The organism is Streptomyces sp. NPDC051310 (genome assembly GCF_044455245.1).
Classification (GTDB): Bacteria; Actinomycetota; Actinomycetes; order Streptomycetales; family Streptomycetaceae; genus Streptomyces.
On the sequence record NZ_JBITEO010000003.1, the window covers coordinates 45461 to 64947 of the forward strand.

Genomic DNA, 19487 nt, shown 5'->3' on the forward strand with positions numbered 1-19487 from the left:
ACTCCTCGTCGACGATTCCTCGCATCAAACAGAACCACACACAACGAACCACAAACAAACACACGAGTCAACGACGGAACGCGACACGTGCGACCACGGGGCCGCGCCGGAGGAACGCGGCAAGGAGGCGGTCGGCCGGGTGAGGACGGCCGGCCGGGAGACCCGGCGGACCGGGCCCGGGTTGGGCCGGAGCAGGACCGGGCCGCCGGGCCGGGTCAGATCAGGCCCGGGCCCTTGGGGAGCGCGGCGCGGTCCAGCAGGCCGGTACGGGCCGCGAGCGCCGCGGCCTCCAGGCGGGAGCCGACGCCGAGCTTCATCAGTACGCGCTGCACATGGGTGCGCGCGGTGCTCGGGGCGATGTGCATGCCCGCCGCGATCAGCCGGGTGTCCTCGCCCTCGGCGACCCGTACGAGCACCTCGACCTCGCGGGGGGTGAGCATCTGCAGCAGCCGCTGGCCCTCGTCGTCGGGCTGCGCGGCCGGGTTCAGCAACTCGGTGAAGGCACCCTGGAGCAGTTGCGGCGCCACCGCCGTCTCGCCCGCCCTGGCCTTGAGCATCGCCCGCTCGACGCCCTCTATGCGCTCGTCGTGCCGGACGTACCCCGACGCGCCGGCCGCGAACGCCGCCGCGATGCCGCGCGGGTTCGGCACCGGCCCGAGCACCACGACCGCCACCTGCGGGCGGTCCTTCTTGATCCGTACGATCGGGTCGAAGGCGCCCGGCTCGGCCGGGGTCGCCGTGCCCAGCAGGCACACCTCGGGCGCCCGGCTCACCACCAGCTCAGCGGCACCGGCAGCGGGTGCGGCCGCCGCCAGGACCCGGTGCCCGCGCAGTTTCAGCGCCGAGGCCAGCGCCTCGGCGAGCAGTCGGTGGTCGTCGACCACCATGAGCCGCACGCCCATCCACCATCCCCCCATCCCCCGGGACCGGCCCCCCGCCGTCCCCGGCACCGTTGACCCGGCAAGCTACACGCTTGTTCGACATCGCGCGCCCCCTACTTGTCAGAAGCCCCCCGGAATGTCGAATTCTTCGTCAATCAGGGCTACTTGATGCCCTTTATGCTGACGCACGCCGACGGCCCGGCACATCGGTGACCGATGTGCCGGGCCGTCGGACCACGGTGCCGCGCGGGTCAGTCGGTGCGGTACGCGACCATGTAGAACTGGTCGTTGTCGACCCCGCTGTCGCTCGGCTCGGAGATCATCGTCTCCGAGATGAACAGCCGGCCGCCGCTGTAGAGCATCTCCGAGTGCCCCACCGAGAAGCTGGACTCGGCACGCCGCACCGCCTCCACGCCCGGGTTCTCCATCAGCACGGTCTGCTTCATGGTGGCGCCGTCGATGCTGACGATCTGGCCGCCCTTGTCGTAGGGCGGCTCCTTGTAGGCGATGATGTTGCCGCCGTCCATGCGCAGCGGGAACATCGAGTAGCGGTCGCCCGCGTCGGACTTGTCGCTGGTCGGCTTGCCGGTGGCGAGTTCGAAGGACACGATCTCGTTGGTCTGGCCGTACTCGCCGGAGCCCTCGTGGTCCTCGGTCGGCAGGTAGATCCGGCCGTTGCCGACGGCGACCTTGATGCAGGACTCGACCTCGGTCACGTCGCACTCGGCGGCGAACCGGTCGGCGTCCACGGCGATCTTCGCCTTCAGCTTGCCCGTCTTCTCGTCGATGGAGAAGAAGTCGGAGATGCCGGAGCCGTCACCGGCGCTGTCGCCGACGTCGGCCGCGACGACCAGCGGCTTGGTGGACACGACGCTCGCGTACTCGACGCCGGTCGGCATCTTGAACTGCGAGACCGGGGCACCGGTGGCCGGGTCGAGGTTCTGGATGATCACGTACTGCTGGTCGTACGGGCCGCACTTGCGCGCCGCGACCAGGCCGGCTCCGCCGCCGTACCCCATGTCGTAGCACTGCTCGGCGTTGACCTGGGGCTTCCAGCGCTCCTTGCCGGTGGCCAGGTCCCAGGCCGCGCCGCCGTCCGTGCCTCCCGCGGCGACCGTGCCGGCACCGATGGTGACCTCGTTGAAGCGCGCCTTGTCGTCACCGCCCTGGCCTCCCGTGACGGACTTGCTCCACAGCAGCTTGCCCGTGGCCAGGTCGATGGCGCCGACCTCGCTGCAGGGCTGGAAGTTCTTCGGCGGAGTCGCCTTGGCGGGCTCGAACGCGATCGCGGTCTTGTTGCCCTCGGTGTGGCGCGACGCCGCGCAGACCTGTCCCGGCAGCGGGAGGGTCCACAGCTCGGTGCCCTTGTCGAGGTCGTACGCGACGATCGAGTTGATGCCCGTCTTGACGTACGCCTTGTCGGTCACCCAGGAGCCGACCACGTTGGTGAGGTAGGTGACCTTCGGGTGGGGCTTCTGGAAGGCGATCTCCGAGGCGGGGTTGGCGGGGGCCTTCTCCTTGCCGGGGCCGTCCGCGGCCTTGCCGCCGCCTGCGTCGCCCTTGCCGCCGCTCCCGCCGGCCGAGCCGGTGGTGCCCTTGGCGTCGGTGCCCTTGCCGCCGTCCTCACCCATCGCGAGCCACACGCCGCCCGCGACGATCAGCACGACGGCGACCGCGGCGGCGATGATGATCTGCATCTGGGTGGACAGCTTCTTGCCGCCGCCCTGCGGCGGGGCCGGCTGCTGCACCGGGGCGCCCGGGTATCCGTAGCCGTACGGCTGCTGTCCGGGCACCTGGCCCGGGTAGGGGCCGGGCTGACCGGGCGCCTGCGGGTAGCCGTAGCCCTGCGGCGGGCCGGGCGGCGGGGTCTGCGGGGGCTGGGGCGCCTGCGGGTAGCCGTACGCGGGCGGCTGGCCCGGCGGCGGCGTCGGGGCGCCGAAGCCTCCGGCCGGCGGTGGCGTCGGCGCGCCGAAACCGCCCTGCGGCGGGGGTTCCTGGGGCGCGCCGAAACCGCCCTGGGGCGGCGTCGGGGGCTGGTTCGGCGGTGGCGGCGGTGGCTGGGTCATGGTGTGGGTACCTCGGTGGTCTCATCCGCGGAGAAAGACATGATCGTCTCCCGCTTCTTCTCTTCTGCGTCACTGGAGCCGCCGATGCTGCCGGCCACGATCGTGTAGCGGCCGTCCTCGTAGACGGCGCGGGGGCTGTCCATGCCGCGGTGCGGCTCCGCGCTGCCCGGGGGGAGCCGGAGCAGCGTCTTCGGCGTGGTCGCTCCCGGGGCCACGGAGGCGAGCATCCCGCTCCCGCCCTGGAAGGTGGGGTGCACCTCGGCCAGCAGCTCGCCTCCGGCCATCCGCAGCGGGAACATGGTCCGCCCGGCCGGAGCGGGGATACGGCGCACGACCCGGCCGGTGTCGAGGCTGAACACGACGATCCGGTTGGTGCCCTTCAGCCCGGGCGTGGGCACCGTCGCCATGGCGAAGGTGCCGGCGTCGGCCGCGGTCCGGCACGTCTGCAGGTCGTTGGTCGCGCTGGAGCGGTCGGCGCACCCCGGCGCGTACTGGTCCGGGCCGACGAGGGCCGCGCGCCGGGTGCCCTTGTCGGTGAGGGCGAGCAGGCCGCGCTTGTTCTCGGCCCGGTTGTACAGCGAGACGACCAGCGGCTGGACCGAGTACACGTGGTCGACGTGGTAGCCGCGCTTGACCTCGTGGGTCCACCGGGCCTTGCCGGTCTCGGGGTCGAGCTCCTGGATCTGCTCGTGCGGCTTGTCGGCCGTTCCGTCGTCGCAGCTCGCGGCGGCGATCAGCTTGGGGCCGCCGGCGAAGGCGAACGGGTGGCAGGGGCCGGGGCCGCGGCCGAAGAGGCGGGTGCCGTCACCGAGCCGGTAGGCGGTGGAGTAGCCGGCCCGGCCGGCGGTGACCGTGTTGCCGGTGATCACCGTGGAGAGTTCGGCGAAGATGTCCCACTGGCCCTCCTTGGCGACCGTCCGCTGCCAGCCCTGCTTGCCGGTCCGCAGGTCGATCATGCGCAGGACGCGGCACTCGCCGGAGGAACCGGTGCCCTCGCGGGTGACGACGACGATCCTGCCGTCGGCCGACGCCTGCGGGGTGGCCCGGCAGATCTCGCGGTCCAGCCGCAGGCTCCACTTGTGCCGGCCGTCCGCCACGGAGTACCCCGTGACGGTCCGGTACAGGGCGGTGGCGACCGTGTCGCCCGTGGTCCACGGGCCGAACTGGTCGGCACCGAGGCCCGGGACGTCGATGTCGTTCTTCCGTGTCCAGTCGAGCCGGGCGTCGCCGGGGGCGCGGCTCGCGTTGATGCGCTCGGCGGCGGCGGTGTCGGGGCCGGTGTCGCCGGCCGCTCCCGCGGGCGCCGAGGGGCTCGCGCTCCGCCCGCCGGCCGGGGCGCCGTTCCCGGCGCCGCCGGCGCGGCGCGCGCGGTCTTCGTCGTCGCCGCCCAGCGCGTACCAGGACACGCCACCGGCGACGAGCAGCACGGCGACGAGCGCGGCGAGCAGGCCCGCGACCCGCCCCCGCCCCCGGCGCGGGCCGGGCACGGGGCCCTGCGCCGGGTCGCCGGGCGGCGGGGACTGCTGCGGCGGGCGCAGGCGGTCGCCGCCGTACGGGTTGAGCGAGCCGTACGGGCCCTGTTCGGGGTGCGGCGGAGGGTTCGTCACTTGCCGAAGGCCATCATCGTCTTCGTCTGCTTCTCCTGCTCGTCGTTGCTCGCGCTGACCCGGCCGCTGGCGATGAAGAACCGGCCGTCGGCGTACGCGTACTGCGGCGAGTAGAAGTCGCTCTCGATCTTGGCCGTGGACGCCGGGTGCTGGAGCAGCACCTTGGGGCTGCCGCCGGTCGGCGCGAGCGTGGCGACCGCGCCGCCCCGGTCCCAGGAGCCTTCCATGTAGAGCAGGACGTTGCCGCCCTCCATGCGCAGCGGGGTCATGGTCCGCTGCGGGCCTGCGGCGGCGCGCCACTTGGGCTTGCCGGTGTCGAGGTTGAACGCGACCACGTCATTGGTGCCGTTGGTCAGCGCGGTGGGGGCGGTGGCCATGTAGAAGGTGTTCGCGTCGGCGGCGACGCCGACGCATCCCTCCAGGTTCTGGCCGAAGATGATGAAGCTGCCGCCGCAGTCGGGCTGGAACTTGTCCTTGCCGCCGTCGAGCGTGGAGCGCAGCTTGCCCGTGTCCGTCAGCGCAAACACGGTCCACTTTTTCTCCTTGCGCTGGGTCGCGGAGACGACGAGCGGGTTCACGGAGTAGACCTTGTCGACCTCCCAGTTGGGGGCCAGCTTGTACGACCACTTGGGCTTGCCGGTCGTCGGGTCGACCTCGCTGATCTGGTGCTGCTGCTTCTCGTAGTCGCCGGTGGGGCAGCTGGCGGCGGCGATGAGCTTGGGGCCGCCGGCGAAGGCGTACGGCTGGCAGCCGCCGGTGGGCTTGCCGAAGAGCTGCTTGCCGTCGGTGAGGGAGAAGCCGTAGGAGTTGTTGGTGCCGGCGGCGGTGACCGTGTTGCCGCTGATGGCGAGCGTGATGTCGGACAGGGAGCTGAAGCCGGTGCCCTTGGTGACGGTCTGCTTCCAGCCGGCCTTGCCGGTCTTGAGGTCGATCTGCTGGAGCTGGAGGCAGTCGGCCTTGTCGCCGGTGCCGTCCTTGACGCCGATGACGATCGTGCCGTTGGTGGCCGGTGCGACGGGGGCGGCGCACACCTCGGTGGTGAACGGCACCTCCCACTTCTTCTTGCCGTCGGCCACGGCGTAGCCGGTGACGCTCTTGTACATCGCCTTGACGATGGTGTCGCCGACGATCCACGGGCCGTGCACGTCGGAGCCGTTGCGCGGCAGGTCGACGTCGTTGGTGACGAGCCATTCGACCTTGGCCTCGCCCGGCTGGCGCCCGGCGTTGAGGTCGTCCTGGGCGTCGCGGCCGCCGCCGCTGCCGTCGCCCTGGTCCACGTCGTCGGAGCCGGTGGGGGCGGGGGCGGCGCTGGAGCCCTTGGCGTCCGGCTTGGCGGGGTCGCTTCCGTCGTCGCTCAGGGCGAACCAGGTGCCGCCGCCGATGACGAGGAGGGCGGCGACCGCGGCGCCGATGAGGACGGCGGGCTTGCCCTTGAAGGGGTTGCGGCCGCCGTTGCCGGCGCCCGGTACGGGCGCGCCGGGGTACTGCGGCTGGCCCGGGTAGCCGCCGTAGGGGCCCGGCTGCTGCTGTCCGTACGGGCCGGGCTGCTGAGCGTACGGCCCCGGCTGCTGGGCGTACGGGCCGGGCTGCTGCTGCTGCTGCGGGAAGCCGTAACCGGGCTGGCCGGGGGGCTGTTGCGGGTGGCCGTAGCCGGGCTGCGGTGCGGCGGGCGGCGGCGTCCGGGGCGCCGACGGCGGCACGGGCGGCATCTGCGGCTGCGCGGGCGGCTGGGCGGGCGGGCCGGCCGGCGGTGCCGGCGGCTGGGCGGGCGGCTGCGGGAAGCCCTGCTGCGGGTCCTGCGGAGCCCCGAAGCCGCCCCCCTGCGGCGGTTGCTGACTGGGCGGCTGAGTCATCAGCGACGCCTCCCCCTGTTTTGTGCGGCCCGGTGACCGACCGGCCTCCCCCGCGATTCCGGCGCGCACGGCCCGCCGGAATGGAGCGAATCGGACATGGATTCCGCAGTGATACGTACGTCGAGCGGGGTTTCTTTCTACCACCCGGGTCCGACACGAAAGGGGCCGGTCCATCCCTGTTCCCAAGGGAGGACCGGCCCGTGATGCCCTCGTTACCCGCTCTCCACGCCTTCCCCACGTACGGGGCGGCTAGGCGTCTTCGGCCAGTTCCAGCCAGCGCATCTCCAAGTCCTCGCGCTGCGTTGCGAGTTCCCGGAGTTCCGCGTCCAGTTTCGCCACCTTCTCGAAATCGGTGGCGTTTTCGGCGATCCGGGTGTGAAGGGTGCTTTCCTTCTCGGAGATTTTGTCGAGCTGCCGCTCGATCTTCTGCAGCTCCTTCTTGGCGGCGCGCGCGTCCCCCGCGGACTTCTCCTTGGCGGGCGCGGGCGTCGCCGGCGCGGCGGCGGCCGACGCCTCGATCATCCGCCGGCGCCGCTCCAGGTACTCGTCGATGCCGCGCGGCAGCATGCGCAGCGTGGCGTCGCCGAGGAGCGCGAACGTCCGGTCCGTCGTCCGCTCGACGAAGAACCGGTCGTGGGAGATGACGACCATCGAGCCCGGCCAGCCGTCGAGGAGGTCCTCCAGCTGCGTCAGCGTCTCGATGTCGAGGTCGTTGGTCGGCTCGTCGAGGAAGAGGACGTTCGGCTCGTCCATCAGCAGCCGCAGCAGCTGGAGCCGGCGGCGCTCACCGCCGGAGAGGTCGCCGACGGGCGTCCACTGCTTCTCCTTGCCGAAGCCGAACTGCTCGCACAGCTGCCCCGCCGTCATCTCCCGGCCCTTGCCCAGGTCGACGCGGTCGCGCACCTGCTGGACGGCCTCCAGCACGCGCAGCGACGGCGGGAGCTCGGCCACGTCCTGCGAGAGGTACGCCAGGCGCACCGTCCTGCCGACGGTGATCCGTCCGGCGGCGGGCTGCTTCTCGCCCTGGGTGACGGCGGCCTCGGCGAGGGCGCGCAGGAGGGAGGTCTTGCCGGCGCCGTTGACGCCGACCAGGCCGATGCGGTCACCGGGGCCGAGCTGCCAGGTGAGGTGCTTGAGGAGCACCTTGGGCCCGGCGGTGACGGTCACGTCCTCCAGGTCGAAGACGGTCTTGCCGAGGCGGGCGTTGGCGAACCGCATCAGCTCGCTGGTGTCGCGCGGCGGCGGCACGTCGGCGATGAGCTCGTTGGCGGCCTCGATGCGGTAGCGGGGCTTGGAGGTGCGGGCCGGGGCGCCGCGCCGCAGCCAGGCGAGCTCCTTGCGCATCAGGTTCTGCCGCTTGACCTCCTCGGTGGCGGCGATGCGCTCGCGCTCGGCGCGCGCGAAGACGTAGTCGGAGTAGCCGCCCTCGTATTCGTGCACGGCGCCGCGCTGCACGTCCCACATCCGGGTGCAGACCTGGTCGAGGAACCACCGGTCGTGGGTGACGCAGACCAGGGCGGAGCGCCGGTTCTGCAGGTGCTCCGCCAGCCAGGCGATGCCTTCCACGTCGAGGTGGTTGGTCGGCTCGTCGAGGACGATCAGGTCCTGCTCGGCGATGAGGAGCTTGGCGAGGGCGATGCGCCGCCGCTCGCCGCCGGACAGCGGTCCGATGACGGTGTCGAGCCCCTGCGGGAAGCCGGGCAGGTCGAGCCCGCCGAACAGTCCGGTGAGCACGTCCCGGATCTTGGCGTTCCCGGCCCACTCATGGTCCGCGAGGTCGCCGATGACCTCGTGCCGGACGGTGGCGGCGGGGTCGAGCGAGTCGTGCTGCGTGAGCACGCCGAGCCGCAGGCCGCCGCTGTGCGTGACGCGCCCGGTGTCGGCCTCCTCCAGCTTGGCGATCATCCGGATGAGGGTGGTCTTGCCGTCCCCGTTGCGCCCGACGACACCGATCCGGTCCCCTTCGGAGACGCCCAGCGACACCCCGTCGAGCAGGGCACGGGTGCCGTACACCTTGCTGACTGCCTCGACATTGACGAGGTTGACTGCCATTTCACTCCTGTACGGGGGGACGGGCCGACCTACCAGGGTAGTCGCCGCGAGGGGTGCGGTAGCGTGCGCCGGTCGATCGAGCGCAGGGGTGGGGTCTTGATGGGGCGGTACGTGGTACGCGGCCTGGTTCCGGTGGTGGCGGCGGGCCTGTTGCTCGCGGGCTGTTCGGCGGGGTCCGGCGCGCCCGGCAAGGCGGCGTCCGCGACGCCGTCGGCGCCGGCGGCGCCGTCCGCTTCCGCCTCCCCCGGGACGGCCGCCAGGGGCGAGCGGATCGGGGCCGCGGGGTCGCCGTGCCCGATGCCCGTCTCGTTCGACACGGCGCGGCACTGGACGGCGGAGAAGGTGGCCGCCGCCGGGGACCCGGAGCTGGCCGAGCTCGCCCGGCAGGGCCCGGTCACGCTCGTCTGCGAGGTCGACGCCAAGCCGGCGGGGCACATCGGTTTCCTCCGCGTGTGGACCGGCGCCGCGAAGGGGAAGACCGCGCGCGAGGCCCTTGAGGCGTTCGTGGCCGCCGAGGAGAACGCCTACAAGGCGCGCTATCACGACACGAAGGCGGGTGCCCTGGCGGCCACCGAGGTCACGTACATGGTGGTGAGCGACCTCGACGACGAGCAGAAGGACGAGCGTGCCTTCGCCGTGACGACGCCGGCCGGTCCGGTGGTCGTGCACCTGGGCGGGCTGGACTCCGCCGAGCACCGGGCGATGCTCCCGGCGTACGAGCTGGCCAGGGGGAGCGTCGCCCTGGCCGGCTGACCGGCGCCCTACCCGCGCCCGGCCCGCTCCACCGGCAGCCAGCCGCCCAGCGCCATGGCGATGGCCGCCGGGGCGGTGACGCCGACCGCGACGAGGACCGCCGAGCGGCCCTCCAGCAGGCCGCCGAAACCGGCCGTCGACAGGCCGAGGACCCCGAAGAGGCAGGTGCGGTCGGTGCCATGCCGGTACGGTCCCGTGCGGGGCCGCACCGGCGTCAGGGCGTTCGTACTCAGGTGCGGATCTGAGTAGCTCCGGGTGCCGGGGAGGTCGCCGTGCGGGCGGTGCGGCAGGTGCCCGAGGCGAGCAGGGCGTCGGCGACGGCGGTGGCCGCCTCGGCGTCCTTCACCAGGAACGCGGTGGTCGGGCCCGAGCCGGAGACCAGTCCCGCCAGGGCGCCGGCCGCGGTGCCGGCCGCGAGGGTCGCGGCGAGGGAGGGGCGCAGTGAGAGCGCGGCGGGCTGGAGGTCGTTGGCGAGGGCGCCCGCGAGCGCGGTGGAGTCACCGGTGCGCAGGGCCTCCAGCAGGGCGGGCGAGGCGGTCGGGGCGGGGACGTCCGTGCCGGCGGTGAGCCGGTCGAACTCGGCGTACACCGCGGGGGTGGACAGGCCGCCGTCGGCCACGGCGAAGACCCAGTGGAAGGTGCCGCCGACCTCCAGCGGCGCCAGCCGCTCGCCGCGTCCGGTGCCGAGCGCGGCGCCGCCGACGAGGGAGAACGGCACGTCGCTGCCGAGTCGGGCGCAGATGTCGAGGAGTTCCTCGCGGGAGGCCCCGGTGCCCCACAGGGCGTCGCAGGCGAGCAGGGCGCCCGCGCCGTCGGCGCTGCCGCCGGCCATGCCGCCGGCGACGGGGATGTCCTTGGCGATGTGGAGGTGGACGCCGGGGGTGATGCCCCGGCTGGCGGCGAGGGCGAGGGCCGCGCGGGCGGCGAGGTTGGTGGTGTCCAGCGGCACCTGGCCGGCGTCGGGGCCGGAGCAGGTGATGCGCAGCTCGTCCGCGGGGGTGGCGGTCACCTCGTCGTGGAGGGACACGGCGAGGAAGACGTTGGCGAGGTCGTGGAAGCCGTCGGGGCGCGCGGGGCCGACCGCGAGCTGGACGTTGACCTTCGCCGGTACTCGTACGGTGATGCTGTGGGTCACGCTGACCTGGCCTCCGCGATGCGTGCGAACTCTTCCACGGTGAGGGACTCGCCGCGGGCCTGCGGGGAGATCCCGGCGGCGACCAGTGCGGCTTCGGCGGCGGCGGGCGACCCGGCCCATCCGGCGAGCGCGGCCCGCAGGGTCTTGCGGCGCTGGGCGAAGGCGGCGTCGACGACCGCGAAGACCTCTTCCTTGGTGGCCGTCGTCCTCACCGGCTCGGTGCGGCGGACCAGGGACACCAGGCCGGAGTCGACGTTGGGCGCGGGCCAGAAGACGTTGCGGCCGATGGCGCCGGCGCGCTTGACCTCCGCGTACCAGTTGGCCTTGACCGACGGCACGCCGTAGACCTTGTTGCCGGGGCGGGCGGCGAGCCGGTCGGCGACCTCCGCCTGGACCATGACGAGGGTCCGGTCGATGGTCGGGAAGCGGTCGAGCATGTGCAGCAGGACGGGCACGGCCACGTTGTACGGCAGGTTCGCGACGAGCGCGGTCGGCGGCGGGCCGGGCAGGTCCTGTACGTGCATCGCGTCGGAGTGGACGAGCGAGAAGCGGTCCTTCCTCCGCGGCATGCGGGCGGCGATCGTCGCGGGCAGGGCGGCGGCGAGCACGTCGTCGATCTCGACGGCGACGACCCGGTCGGCCACCTCCAGCAGCGCCAGGGTCAGCGAGCCGAGGCCGGGGCCGACCTCGACGACGACGTCCTCGGGACGCACCTCCGCCGTGCGGACGATCCGGCGGACCGTGTTGGCGTCGATGACGAAGTTCTGGCCGCGCTGCTTGGTGGGGCGTACGCCCAGCGCGGCGGCCAGTTCACGGATGTCGGCGGGGCCGAGGAGTGCGTCGGGCTCAGTGGTGCTCACCGATACAGCCTACGGCCGCAGTGCGGCCACGGGCTCGACCCCCGTTGCACGTAGAGCTTCTTCGCCCGGTATGTCTGTTCCTCGGCGGGGGCGTCCTGGGGGACGCCGCGTCCGCCGAGGGCCTGCCAGGTGCCGGCGTCGAACTGGTAGAGGCCGCCGTAGGTGCCGGACGCGTCGACGGCGTCGGGGCGGCCGCCCGACTCGCACCGGGCGAGGGCGTCCCAGTCGAGGTCGTCGGCGCCGGCGACGGAGGTGGGCATGGGCTTGGTGCCGACCTTCACCAGCTGGGTGACGGGGTCCCGGACGACCTCCTCGGCGATCTTCCTGGGCTTCTGGCGCACGCCGTTGACCGTGCGCAGCGCGTAGGTGACGCGCCGGGCTCCGCTGCGGCCCTGGCGTGCGACGACCTCGGTGCCGGTGAAGAGGCCGGGGTCGCGGACCCGTTCCACGGCGTACGGGATGGGCTCCTCGCGCACCTCGCGGGTGGCGGTGATCCGCAGGACGGTGATCGTCTGGCCGTCGCGGGGGAAGCTGCCCGGCGGCACGGAGGTGGTGTCCTGGCCGCTGAGGACGATGCCGGCCTGCTCGACGGCCTCCCGGACGGTGGCGGCGTTGGTGCGGATGGTGCGCTCGCGGCCGTCGGCCATGAAGGTCACCGCGCGTTCGGTGCGTACGTCGAGGGTGAGGCCCTTGCGCGGGATCGGCGTGGCGCGGGGCTCGGACAGGTAGGCGCCTTCGGCGCGCACGCCGAGCACGCGCAGCGCCTCGTCCACGGTGCGGGCGGTCGTCCACACGCGGCGGTGCTGCCCGTCGAGGGTGAGGGCGAGGGGGCGGCCGTAGCGGACGACGATCTCGTCGCCGCTGGTGAGCGCCTGCCGGGGGGCCGGGGTGACGAGGTCGTGCTCGCCGACGGCGAGGCCCTCGTCGGCGAGGAGTTCGGAGACGTCGTCGGCGAAGGTGTGCAGGGTGCGCGGTGTGCCGTCGACGCTGAGCCGGACGGCCTTGTCGCTGGCGACGAAGGCGCTGGTGCCGCCGGCGAGGAACGCCACGACGAGCGCCTGGGGGACGAGGCGCCGCAGGCCGTCGCCGCCGGGCCCGGACGTCCGGCGCCGCGCGGCCCGCCGCGCCTGCGCCCGCCCGCCGGCGGGGGCGGGTGGTCCGACGGGCAGTTCGACGGTCGGTGCGGCGGCCGGTGCCGCGAGGCCGGTCCTCCCGGGCCCGCCCGGATCGTGCGGGGCGGGGCTCCCGGCCCCCGGTCCCGGTCCGGCGGGGAGGTACTCCTCCAGCGGCCAGGCGGCCGTGGTCCCGGCGGAGGGCCCGCCGGCGGCGAGGGCCGCGAGCGCGGGGGCCTGCGCCCATCCGCCGCCGGGCCGGGGGGCGGCCGGCAGGGTGGCGGCGTCCGGGTCGGCCAGGGCCGTCCCCAGCGGCAGGGCCTCGTACGGGTACACCTCCCGCGCGAGGCCGCCGTCCGCGGGGCCCGGCGGCGCGGGCGGCGCGGGGGCCGGAGCGGCGACGGGGGCTCGGTGGCGGGCCTGCGTGTTGTCCACGAGGCCGGGACCATAGCGGAGGGTCCGTCACTCTCCAAAGCGGCTCGACTACGGAGCGTCGTACCGTTACCCTACGGCCCGGCTCGCGGCCGTGATCGGTCAGTAATCGAAGGCGCGGGCCGTGTTGACGCCGATCGCCGTCGACATGGCCTCCTCGTCGATGCCCCGCACCGCCGCCATGGCGCGGACCGTGACGGGAACGAGATACGGGGCGTTGGGCCGTCCGCGGTACGGCGCGGGGGTCAGGAAGGGGGCGTCCGTCTCGACGAGGACGAGGTCCAGCGGGGCGACGGCGAGCGCGTCGCGCAGCGGCTGGGCATTCTTGAAGGTGACGTTCCCGGCGAACGACATGAAGTAGCCGGCCTCGGCGCAGACGCGGGCCATGTCGGCGTCGCCGGAGTAGCAGTGGAAGACGGTCCGCTCCGGGGCGCCCTCCTCGGCGAGGATGCGCAGGACGTCGGCGTGGGCCTCGCGGTCGTGGATGACGAGGGCCTTGCCGTGCCGCTTGGCGATCTCGATGTGGGCGCGGAAGGACCGCTCCTGGGCGGCCATGCCCTCGGGGCCGGTGCGGAAGTGGTCGAGGCCGGTCTCGCCGACGGCCTTGACCTCGGGCAGGGCGGCGAGCCGGTCGATCTCGGCGAGCGCGTCGTCGAGCGCCGCTTCGCCCCCGGCCTCACGGGCGCCCTGGCGGGACCATCCGTCGGGGTCGCCCAGCACGATGCGCGGTGCTTCGTTGGGGTGGAGGGCGACCGCCGCCCACACGGAGTCGTGGGCGGCGGCCGTCTCGGCGGCCCAGCGGGAGCCCTTGAGGTCGCAGCCCACCTGCACGACCGTCTCGACGCCGACGGCGGCGGCCTTGGTGAGGGCCTCCTCGACGGTGCCGGACTGCATGTCCAGGTGGGTGTGCGAATCGGCGACCGGCACCCCGAGGGGTTCGGGCAGCGGCGGCGGGGCGTCCTTGGAACTCATGCCCCCGATCGTACGAGGGGGCGGGGACGGGTCACGTGCGGTGCCAGTGGCGGAGGAGGTCGCGGAAGTGCCAGTGGTGCGGTTCGCGTTCCGCCGGACCTGCCTGGTCGCGCTCGCTCTTCGGCTCCTCCGCCTGCTGGCCGAGGGGCCCGGCCGCGGCGATCGGCTCGGCCTCCGTCCTCTTCGGGGCCTTGGGCGCCTTGGGCGCCTTGGCCGCCTTCTCGTGCGCCCGGGCCATCAGGTCCAGGACCGACGACACCCGGCCGGAGCGCATGATGCGGACCCGCTGCGATTCGCAGTTGGGGCAGGCCGGCTGGGAGAGCGGCGAGGGGACCCGCCGTCCGTCGGCCTTGTAGACCACGAACTCGTGCTGCCGCGCGTCCGTGTGGTGCTCTATGTCGTACGCCTGCTCCCAGCCGTAGCCGCACTGCATACAGGCGAAGGAGTACGCCTCGTGGGCCACCGGAGGAGTGCTCGTGGTCTCGCTCATGCCAGCTCCTTTCCACTGCTGCCAGTGGACGCCTTCACGGGCGGGAGCGCATCGGTGCATGCCGAGAATTGGACCGGTCTTGAGGCGTCCCATGCCGAAAGGCCTGCGGCGCGGTCTGGTCTTTGCCTTTCACGATAGTCCTTTACCGGCCACAGGGCTTCCGTGCGGTTCAGCGTTCCGCGTTCTTTGCCGCCACCACCGCATCGAACACCTCGCGCTTGGGCAGGCCCGCCTCGGCGGCGACCGCCGCGATGGCCTCCTTGCGCCGCTCCCCCGCCTCCTCGCGCACCCGCACCCTGCGCACCAGTTCGTCGGCGCCGAGAGCGGCCGGGCCCGTGTCGGCCGCGCCCTCGACGACGACCGTGATCTCGCCGCGCACGCCGTCGGCGGCCCACGCCGCGAGGTCGCCGAGGCCGCCGCGCTTGACCTCCTCGTACGTCTTGGTCAGCTCGCGGCAGACCGCGGCGCGCCGGCCGGGGCCGAACACCTCGGCCATCGCGGCCAGGGTGTCGTCCAGCCGGTGCGGCGCCTCGAAGTAGACGAGGGTGCGCCGCTCGTCCGCCACCTCGCGCAGCCTGCCGAGCCGCTCGCCCGCCTTGCGCGGCAGGAAGCCCTCGAAGCAGAACCGGTCCACGGGCAGCCCGGACAGCGCCAGCGCCGTCAGCACGGCGGACGGGCCGGGGACGGCGGTGACCCGGATGTCGTGCTCCACCGCGGCGGCGACCAGCCGGTAGCCGGGGTCGGAGACGGACGGCATGCCGGCGTCGGTCACCAGCAGCACGCGCGCGCCGCCCGCGAGCGCCTCGACCAGTTCGGGTGTCCGGGCAGACTCGTTGCCCTCGAAGTACGACACGACCCGCCCGCGGGTGTGCACGCCGAGCGCCTGCGTCAGCCGGCGCAGCCGCCGGGTGTCCTCGGCGGCGATGATGTCGGCGTTCTCCAGTTCGCCGGCCAGCCGCGGCGGGGCGTCCGCCACGTCGCCGATCGGGGTCCCCGCGAGGACGAGTGTTCCGGTTGCCGTTCCCGTTCCTGTCACAGGTGTCATCCTCGCAGCCCGGACGAGCGACGCGCACAGGCGCGTTCCCTACGATGGCGCGGTGACCAGTACTGCTCATGAGGCCCTGCACGCGCGGGACGCCGGGAACGCGGGGAACGCCGGGGGCGACTCCGGCCCGCCGTCCTGGCAGCGGCGCCTGCGCCGCTTCGGCTACGCCCCGCGGCCGGTGACCGGTCTGCGGGAGCGGCTGGTGCCGCCGTACACCCGCCCGTCGGGCCGGATGTGGACCGTGCTCGGTGTGCCCCCCACGGCGGTGGACCGGCTGGTGCGCCTGACGGCGTGGGGCGGCCCGCTGCTGGTGGCGCTCGTCGCGGGGGTGCTGCGGTTCTGGAACCTGGGCCGGCCGCACGCGGTGATATTCGACGAGACGTACTACGCCAAGGACGCGTGGGCGCTGATCAACCAGGGGTACGAGGGCGCCTGGCCGAAGGACGTCGACAAGGCGATCCTGGAGAACCCCGGTGCGGTGCCGGTGCCGGTGGACCCGGGTTATGTGGTGCACCCACCGGTCGGCAAGTGGGTCATCGGCCTGGGCGAGTGGCTGTTCGGGTTCGAGCCGTTCGGCTGGCGGTTCATGGTGGCGGTGCTCGGCACGCTGTCGGTGCTGCTGCTGTGCCGCATCGGGCGGCGGCTGCTGCGCTCGACGTTCCTCGGCTGCCTGGCGGGCGCGCTGCTCGCGGTGGACGGGCTGCACTTCGTGATGAGCCGCACCGCGCTGCTCGACCTGGTGGTGATGTTCTTCCTGCTGGGGGCGTTCGGCTGCCTGCTGGTGGACCGGGACCGGGCGCGGGCCCGGCTGGCGGCGGCCCTGCCGGTGGACGGGGACGGGGTGCTGCGGCCGGACGCGGCGGTCGCGGAGACACTGCGCCTGGGGTGGCGGCCATGGCGGCTGGGGGCCGGCGTGCTGCTGGGGCTGGCGTGCGCCACGAAGTGGAACGGCCTGTACTTCCTGGCGGCGTTCGGACTGATGACGGTGGTGTGGGACGTGGGGGCGCGCCGCACGGCCGGTGCCTTCCGGCCCTGGGCGGCCGTGGTGCGGCGCGACCTGGTGCCCGCGTTCGTCTCGACGGTGCCGGTGGCGATCGCCACGTACATCGCCTCCTGGTCGGGGTGGATCCTCACGGGCAAGGGGTACTTCCGGAACTGGGCGACCACGGACGGCAGGGACAGCGCGTGGTCGTGGCTGTTCCCCGACTGGTGGCGCAGCCTGTGGCACTACGAGAGCGAGGTGTACACCTTCCACGTCGGGCTGACGTCGGGTCACACCTACCAGTCGAACCCGTGGAGCTGGCTGGTGCTGGGCCGGCCCGTCTCGTACTTCTACGAGGACCCGGGGGCGGGCCGGGAGGGCTGTCCGGCGGACGCCACGGAGAAGTGCGCGCGCGAGGTGCTGGCGATCGGTACGCCGCTGCTGTGGTGGGCGGCGTGCTTCGCGGTCCTGTACGTGCTGTGGCGCTGGTTCTTCCGGCGCGACTGGCGTGCGGGGGCGATCGCGTGCGGGATCGCGGCGGGCTGGGTGCCGTGGCTGCACTACGAGCACCGCACGATCTTCCTCTTCTACGCGGTGGTGTTCGTGCCGTTCCTGTGCCTGGCGGTGGCGATGACGGCCGGGGCGGTGCTCGGGCCGCCGGGGGCGCACGGGTCGGCGGAGCGGCGGCGCACGCTGGGGGCCGTGGGCGTGGGTGTGCTGGTGCTGCTGATCATCTGGAACTTCATCTGGTTCTGGCCGCTGTACACGGGCCAGTCGATCCCGATGGACGACTGGCGTGAGCGGATGTGGCTGGACACCTGGGTCTGAGGCGCCGCGCTGTGGGGCGCCTCATGGTTCCGGTCCCGTAACGGCCGACTCCCCTGTCACACCTGTCCCTTAGGGTGACTCCCGTACTTCTTGAACATGTTCAGTTCAAGTGGAGCTCCAGGGAGGGGACTGCACGCATGCGCAGCGGAGCGAGGACAGCGATCGTCGGCGGGGTGTTCGCCGTCGTGGCGGGGGGCGTCGGGTACGGCGCGTACAACGTGTGGAACGGCCTCTCGGGCGGGGCGACGGAGACGGCCGCCACGCGGGCGGAGGGGCAGCGGAAGCCCGGCAGCGGCCCGGTGACCGCCGAGGAGGTGCGGCAGACGGCGAAGGACTTCCTCGCCGCGTGGGCCGAGGGCGACGACGCGGCGGCGAGCGCGCTCACCGACGACGCGAGCACCGCCGCGGCGGCCGTGCGGAACTTCCGCGAGGGCGCGCACGTCTCGAAGGCGGTCATCACGCCGGGCCCGGCGGTGGGGGCGAAGGTGCCGTTCACGGTGGACGCGACCGTGACGTACGAGGGCAGGACGGCGAAGCTGGCCTACGCCTCGGAGCTCACCGTCGTGCGGGGTGTCACCACCGGCCTGCCGCTGGTGGACTGGCGGTCGGCGGTCATCCACCCGAAGCTGCCGGAGGGCGGCACCCTGCGGACGGGGAAGGCGCCGGACCCGCCGGTACGGGCCGTGGACCACGCGGGCCGCGAACTGACGGAAGCCAAGTACCCCTCGCTCGGCCCGGTCCTGGCCGAGCTGCGCAAGAAGTACGGCGCGCGGACGGGCGGCACGCCCGGCGTCGAGACGCGGATCGAGTCCTCCTCGTCCGGCGAGGGCCCGGCCGGCCTGACGCTGCTCACGCTCGCCAAGGGTGTGCCCGGCACGCTGCGCACCACCCTGGACGCGGACGTGCAGGCGGCGGCCGAGCGGGCGGTGCGGCGCTACGACCAGTCGTCGGTCGTCGCCATCAAGCCCAGCACCGGCGAGATACGGGCGGTCGCCAACCACCGCGACGGCGACTGGAACGCGGCCTTCCTGGGCAAGCAGGCGCCCGGCTCGACGATGAAGATCGTGACCGCGGCGATGATGCTGGAGCACGGGCTGGTCTCCGGCCCGGGCGACGACGTGGCGTGCCCCGCCACCGTGACCTGGGAGGGCGTCCCCTTCCACAACCTCGACGACTTCGAGATCACGGGCGGCACCTTCCGCGACAGCTTCCGGCGCTCCTGCAACACCGCTTTCATCAAGGCCGTCAAGCCGCTCAACGACAAGGGCGTCGCAGGAACGGCGCTGGGCGACACGGCCCGTACGTACTTCGGCATCGGCGCGGTGTGGAACACCGGCATCCCGTCCGTCGACGGCAGTGTGCCGCCGTCCACCGGGGCGGAGACCGCGGCCTCGTACATCGGCCAGGGGAAGGTCACGATGAACGCCCTCAATGTCGCGTCGATCGCCGCCACCGCGAAGAACGGCTCCTTCAGGCAGCCGGTCATCGTGGAGCGCGGCCTGGACGACCGCGAACCGGCCACCGCCCGGCCGCTGCCGGTCTCCGTGGCGGGCGCCCTGCGCGACATGATGCACGCCACCGCCACCGCCGGGACCGCGCAGCGGGCGATGTCCGGGCTCGGCACGAACGACAAGGGCGCGAAGACCGGCTCCGCGGAGGTGGACAACCAGGGCACGTCCAACAGCTGGTTCACCGGCTACGCCGACGACCTGGCGGCCGCTGCGGTCGTCCAGTCGGGCGGCCACGGCGGTGACGCGGCGGGGCCGCTGGTCGCGTCGGTGCTGAAGGCCCGGTAGCCCCGGCGCGCGGGCCCGGCGATGGCCGGCGCGCGTTCTTCGGGCGGGCCGGCGCCCGCGGGCTCCCGCACCGCCCGGGCCGGCGGGGCCGGCCGGGCGGTACGCGGTCCCGGAACGGTGGATCAGACCGTGCCGGAGGCGGCGATGGTGACCTTCGCCTGCGGCGTGCCGGAGCGGGTGCCGAGTCCCTCGATCTTCTTCACGAGGTCCATGCCCTCGACGACCTCGCCGAAGACGACGTGCTTGCCGTCCAGCCAGTCGGTGACGATCGTCGTGATGAAGAACTGCGAGCCGTTGGTGTTGCGGCCGGCGTTCGCCATGCTCAGCAGACCGGGACGGGTGTGCTTCAGCTGGAAGTTCTCGTCCTCGAACTTCTCGCCGTAGATGCTCTTGCCGCCGGTGCCGTTGCCGGCGGTGAAGTCGCCGCCCTGCAGCATGAACTCCGGGATGATGCGGTGGAAGCCGGAACCGGCGTAACCGAAGCCGTGCACACCGGTGGCCAGCTCGCGGAAGTTGCGGGCCGTCTTGGGGACGACGTCGTCGTACAGCTTGAAGACGATCCGGCCGGCCGGCTCGTCGTTGATCGTGATGTCGAAGTAGACGTTGCTGTTGTCAGTCATGCG

At 73.3% G+C, this 19487-nt stretch carries 15 protein-coding genes and 1 pseudogene; 3 read left to right on the top strand and 13 right to left on the bottom strand.

The genetic code is table 11. The features are described from left to right. Positions 1–215: 215 nt before the first annotated feature. The 5 genes from ACIA79_RS05180 to ACIA79_RS05200 form a co-directional block, all read right to left on the bottom strand. Entirely contained in the window at positions 216–902 is a 687-nt protein-coding gene (locus ACIA79_RS05180) for a LuxR C-terminal-related transcriptional regulator (RefSeq protein ID WP_399426782.1), read from the bottom strand. A gap of 230 nt (positions 903–1132) precedes the next feature. Continuing rightward, a complete protein-coding gene (locus ACIA79_RS05185; protein WP_399426783.1) occupies positions 1133–2947 on the bottom strand; it encodes a PQQ-binding-like beta-propeller repeat protein in 1815 nt (604 codons plus the stop codon). Beyond that, positions 2944–4554, bottom strand: coding sequence for a PQQ-binding-like beta-propeller repeat protein (locus ACIA79_RS05190; protein ID WP_399426784.1), 1611 nt, complete (start codon positions 4552–4554; stop codon positions 2944–2946). Before ACIA79_RS05190 ends, ACIA79_RS05185 begins: the two co-directional genes overlap by 4 nt. Then, a complete protein-coding gene (locus ACIA79_RS05195; protein ID WP_399426785.1) occupies positions 4551–6407 on the bottom strand; it encodes a PQQ-binding-like beta-propeller repeat protein in 1857 nt (618 codons plus the stop codon). The genes ACIA79_RS05190 and ACIA79_RS05195 overlap by 4 nt, the downstream gene beginning before the upstream one ends. 249 nt (positions 6408–6656) lie before the next feature. Then, positions 6657–8459: an ABC-F family ATP-binding cassette domain-containing protein gene (locus ACIA79_RS05200; protein WP_399426786.1), complete on the bottom strand. Its 1803-nt coding sequence runs from the start codon at positions 8457–8459 to the stop codon at positions 6657–6659. A gap of 99 nt (positions 8460–8558) precedes the next feature. Here ACIA79_RS05200 and ACIA79_RS05205 point away from each other — a divergent pair, with 99 nt between their 5' ends. Beyond that, a complete protein-coding gene (locus tag ACIA79_RS05205) occupies positions 8559–9212 on the top strand; it encodes a lipoprotein (protein ID WP_399426787.1) in 654 nt (217 codons plus the stop codon). An 8-nt stretch (positions 9213–9220) separates the two neighbouring features. On the opposite strand, the pseudogene ACIA79_RS05210 reads toward ACIA79_RS05205, so the two are convergent. From ACIA79_RS05210 to rsmI, 7 genes and pseudogenes are all read right to left on the bottom strand, one after another. Beyond that, positions 9221–9376 (bottom strand): annotated as a pseudogene (locus ACIA79_RS05210) (acyltransferase); the annotation flags it as partial. Positions 9377–9441: 65 nt separating this feature from the next. Further along, positions 9442–10347: a 4-(cytidine 5'-diphospho)-2-C-methyl-D-erythritol kinase gene (locus tag ACIA79_RS05215; RefSeq protein WP_399426788.1), complete on the bottom strand. Its 906-nt coding sequence runs from the start codon at positions 10345–10347 to the stop codon at positions 9442–9444. Beyond that, positions 10344–11207: a 16S rRNA (adenine(1518)-N(6)/adenine(1519)-N(6))-dimethyltransferase RsmA gene (rsmA, locus tag ACIA79_RS05220; RefSeq protein WP_399426789.1), complete on the bottom strand. Its 864-nt coding sequence runs from the start codon at positions 11205–11207 to the stop codon at positions 10344–10346. Before rsmA ends, ACIA79_RS05215 begins: the two co-directional genes overlap by 4 nt. Beyond that, positions 11204–12754 carry a ubiquitin-like domain-containing protein gene (locus ACIA79_RS05225; RefSeq protein ID WP_399426790.1) on the bottom strand — a complete coding sequence of 517 codons (1551 nt, stop codon included), beginning with the start codon at positions 12752–12754 and terminating at the stop codon, positions 11204–11206. The genes rsmA and ACIA79_RS05225 overlap by 4 nt, the downstream gene beginning before the upstream one ends. A gap of 99 nt (positions 12755–12853) precedes the next feature. Continuing rightward, entirely contained in the window at positions 12854–13723 is an 870-nt protein-coding gene (locus ACIA79_RS05230) for a TatD family hydrolase (protein WP_399426791.1), read from the bottom strand. A gap of 31 nt (positions 13724–13754) precedes the next feature. Beyond that, positions 13755–14213 (bottom strand): hypothetical protein, encoded by a 459-nt coding sequence (locus tag ACIA79_RS05235; RefSeq protein WP_399426792.1) that lies wholly within the window; start codon positions 14211–14213, stop codon positions 13755–13757. Between the two features lie 169 nt (positions 14214–14382). Further along, positions 14383–15258, bottom strand: a complete 876-nt coding sequence (gene rsmI / locus ACIA79_RS05240; protein ID WP_399426793.1) for a 16S rRNA (cytidine(1402)-2'-O)-methyltransferase — start codon at positions 15256–15258, stop codon at positions 14383–14385. 52 nt (positions 15259–15310) lie between these two features. Here rsmI and ACIA79_RS05245 point away from each other — a divergent pair, with 52 nt between their 5' ends. Together ACIA79_RS05245 and ACIA79_RS05250 are read left to right on the top strand one after the other, a co-directional pair. Then, on the top strand, positions 15311–17068 hold the full coding sequence (locus tag ACIA79_RS05245; protein WP_399426794.1) for a dolichyl-phosphate-mannose--protein mannosyltransferase: 1758 nt from the start codon (positions 15311–15313) through the stop codon (positions 17066–17068). A gap of 137 nt (positions 17069–17205) precedes the next feature. Beyond that, positions 17206–18864 (top strand): penicillin-binding transpeptidase domain-containing protein, encoded by a 1659-nt coding sequence (locus ACIA79_RS05250; RefSeq protein WP_399426795.1) that lies wholly within the window; start codon positions 17206–17208, stop codon positions 18862–18864. Positions 18865–18986: 122 nt separating this feature from the next. Here the strand turns inward: ACIA79_RS05250 and ACIA79_RS05255 are convergent, their stop codons facing one another. Further along, positions 18987–19484, bottom strand: coding sequence for a peptidylprolyl isomerase (locus ACIA79_RS05255; protein WP_399426796.1), 498 nt, complete (start codon positions 19482–19484; stop codon positions 18987–18989). Positions 19485–19487 lie beyond the last annotated feature (3 nt).

What these genes read in the sequence shown, in the direction of transcription:
- ACIA79_RS05185 (WP_399426783.1), bottom strand. Translation starts at nt 2,947, where the DNA reads ATGACCCAGCCACCGCCGCCACCGCCGAACCAGCCCCCGACGCCGCCC.
- ACIA79_RS05235 (WP_399426792.1), bottom strand. Translation starts at nt 14,213, where the DNA reads ATGAGCGAGACCACGAGCACTCCTCCGGTGGCCCACGAGGCGTACTCC.
- rsmI (WP_399426793.1), bottom strand. Translation starts at nt 15,258, where the DNA reads ATGACACCTGTGACAGGAACGGGAACGGCAACCGGAACACTCGTCCTC.
- ACIA79_RS05200 (WP_399426786.1), bottom strand. Translation starts at nt 8,459, where the DNA reads ATGGCAGTCAACCTCGTCAATGTCGAGGCAGTCAGCAAGGTGTACGGC.
- ACIA79_RS05180 (WP_399426782.1), bottom strand. Translation starts at nt 902, where the DNA reads ATGGGCGTGCGGCTCATGGTGGTCGACGACCACCGACTGCTCGCCGAG.
- ACIA79_RS05255 (WP_399426796.1), bottom strand. Translation starts at nt 19,484, where the DNA reads ATGACTGACAACAGCAACGTCTACTTCGACATCACGATCAACGACGAG.
- ACIA79_RS05195 (WP_399426785.1), bottom strand. Translation starts at nt 6,407, where the DNA reads ATGACTCAGCCGCCCAGTCAGCAACCGCCGCAGGGGGGCGGCTTCGGG.
- ACIA79_RS05250 (WP_399426795.1), top strand. Translation starts at nt 17,206, where the DNA reads ATGCGCAGCGGAGCGAGGACAGCGATCGTCGGCGGGGTGTTCGCCGTC.
- ACIA79_RS05230 (WP_399426791.1), bottom strand. Translation starts at nt 13,723, where the DNA reads ATGAGTTCCAAGGACGCCCCGCCGCCGCTGCCCGAACCCCTCGGGGTG.
- ACIA79_RS05205 (WP_399426787.1), top strand. Translation starts at nt 8,559, where the DNA reads ATGGGGCGGTACGTGGTACGCGGCCTGGTTCCGGTGGTGGCGGCGGGC.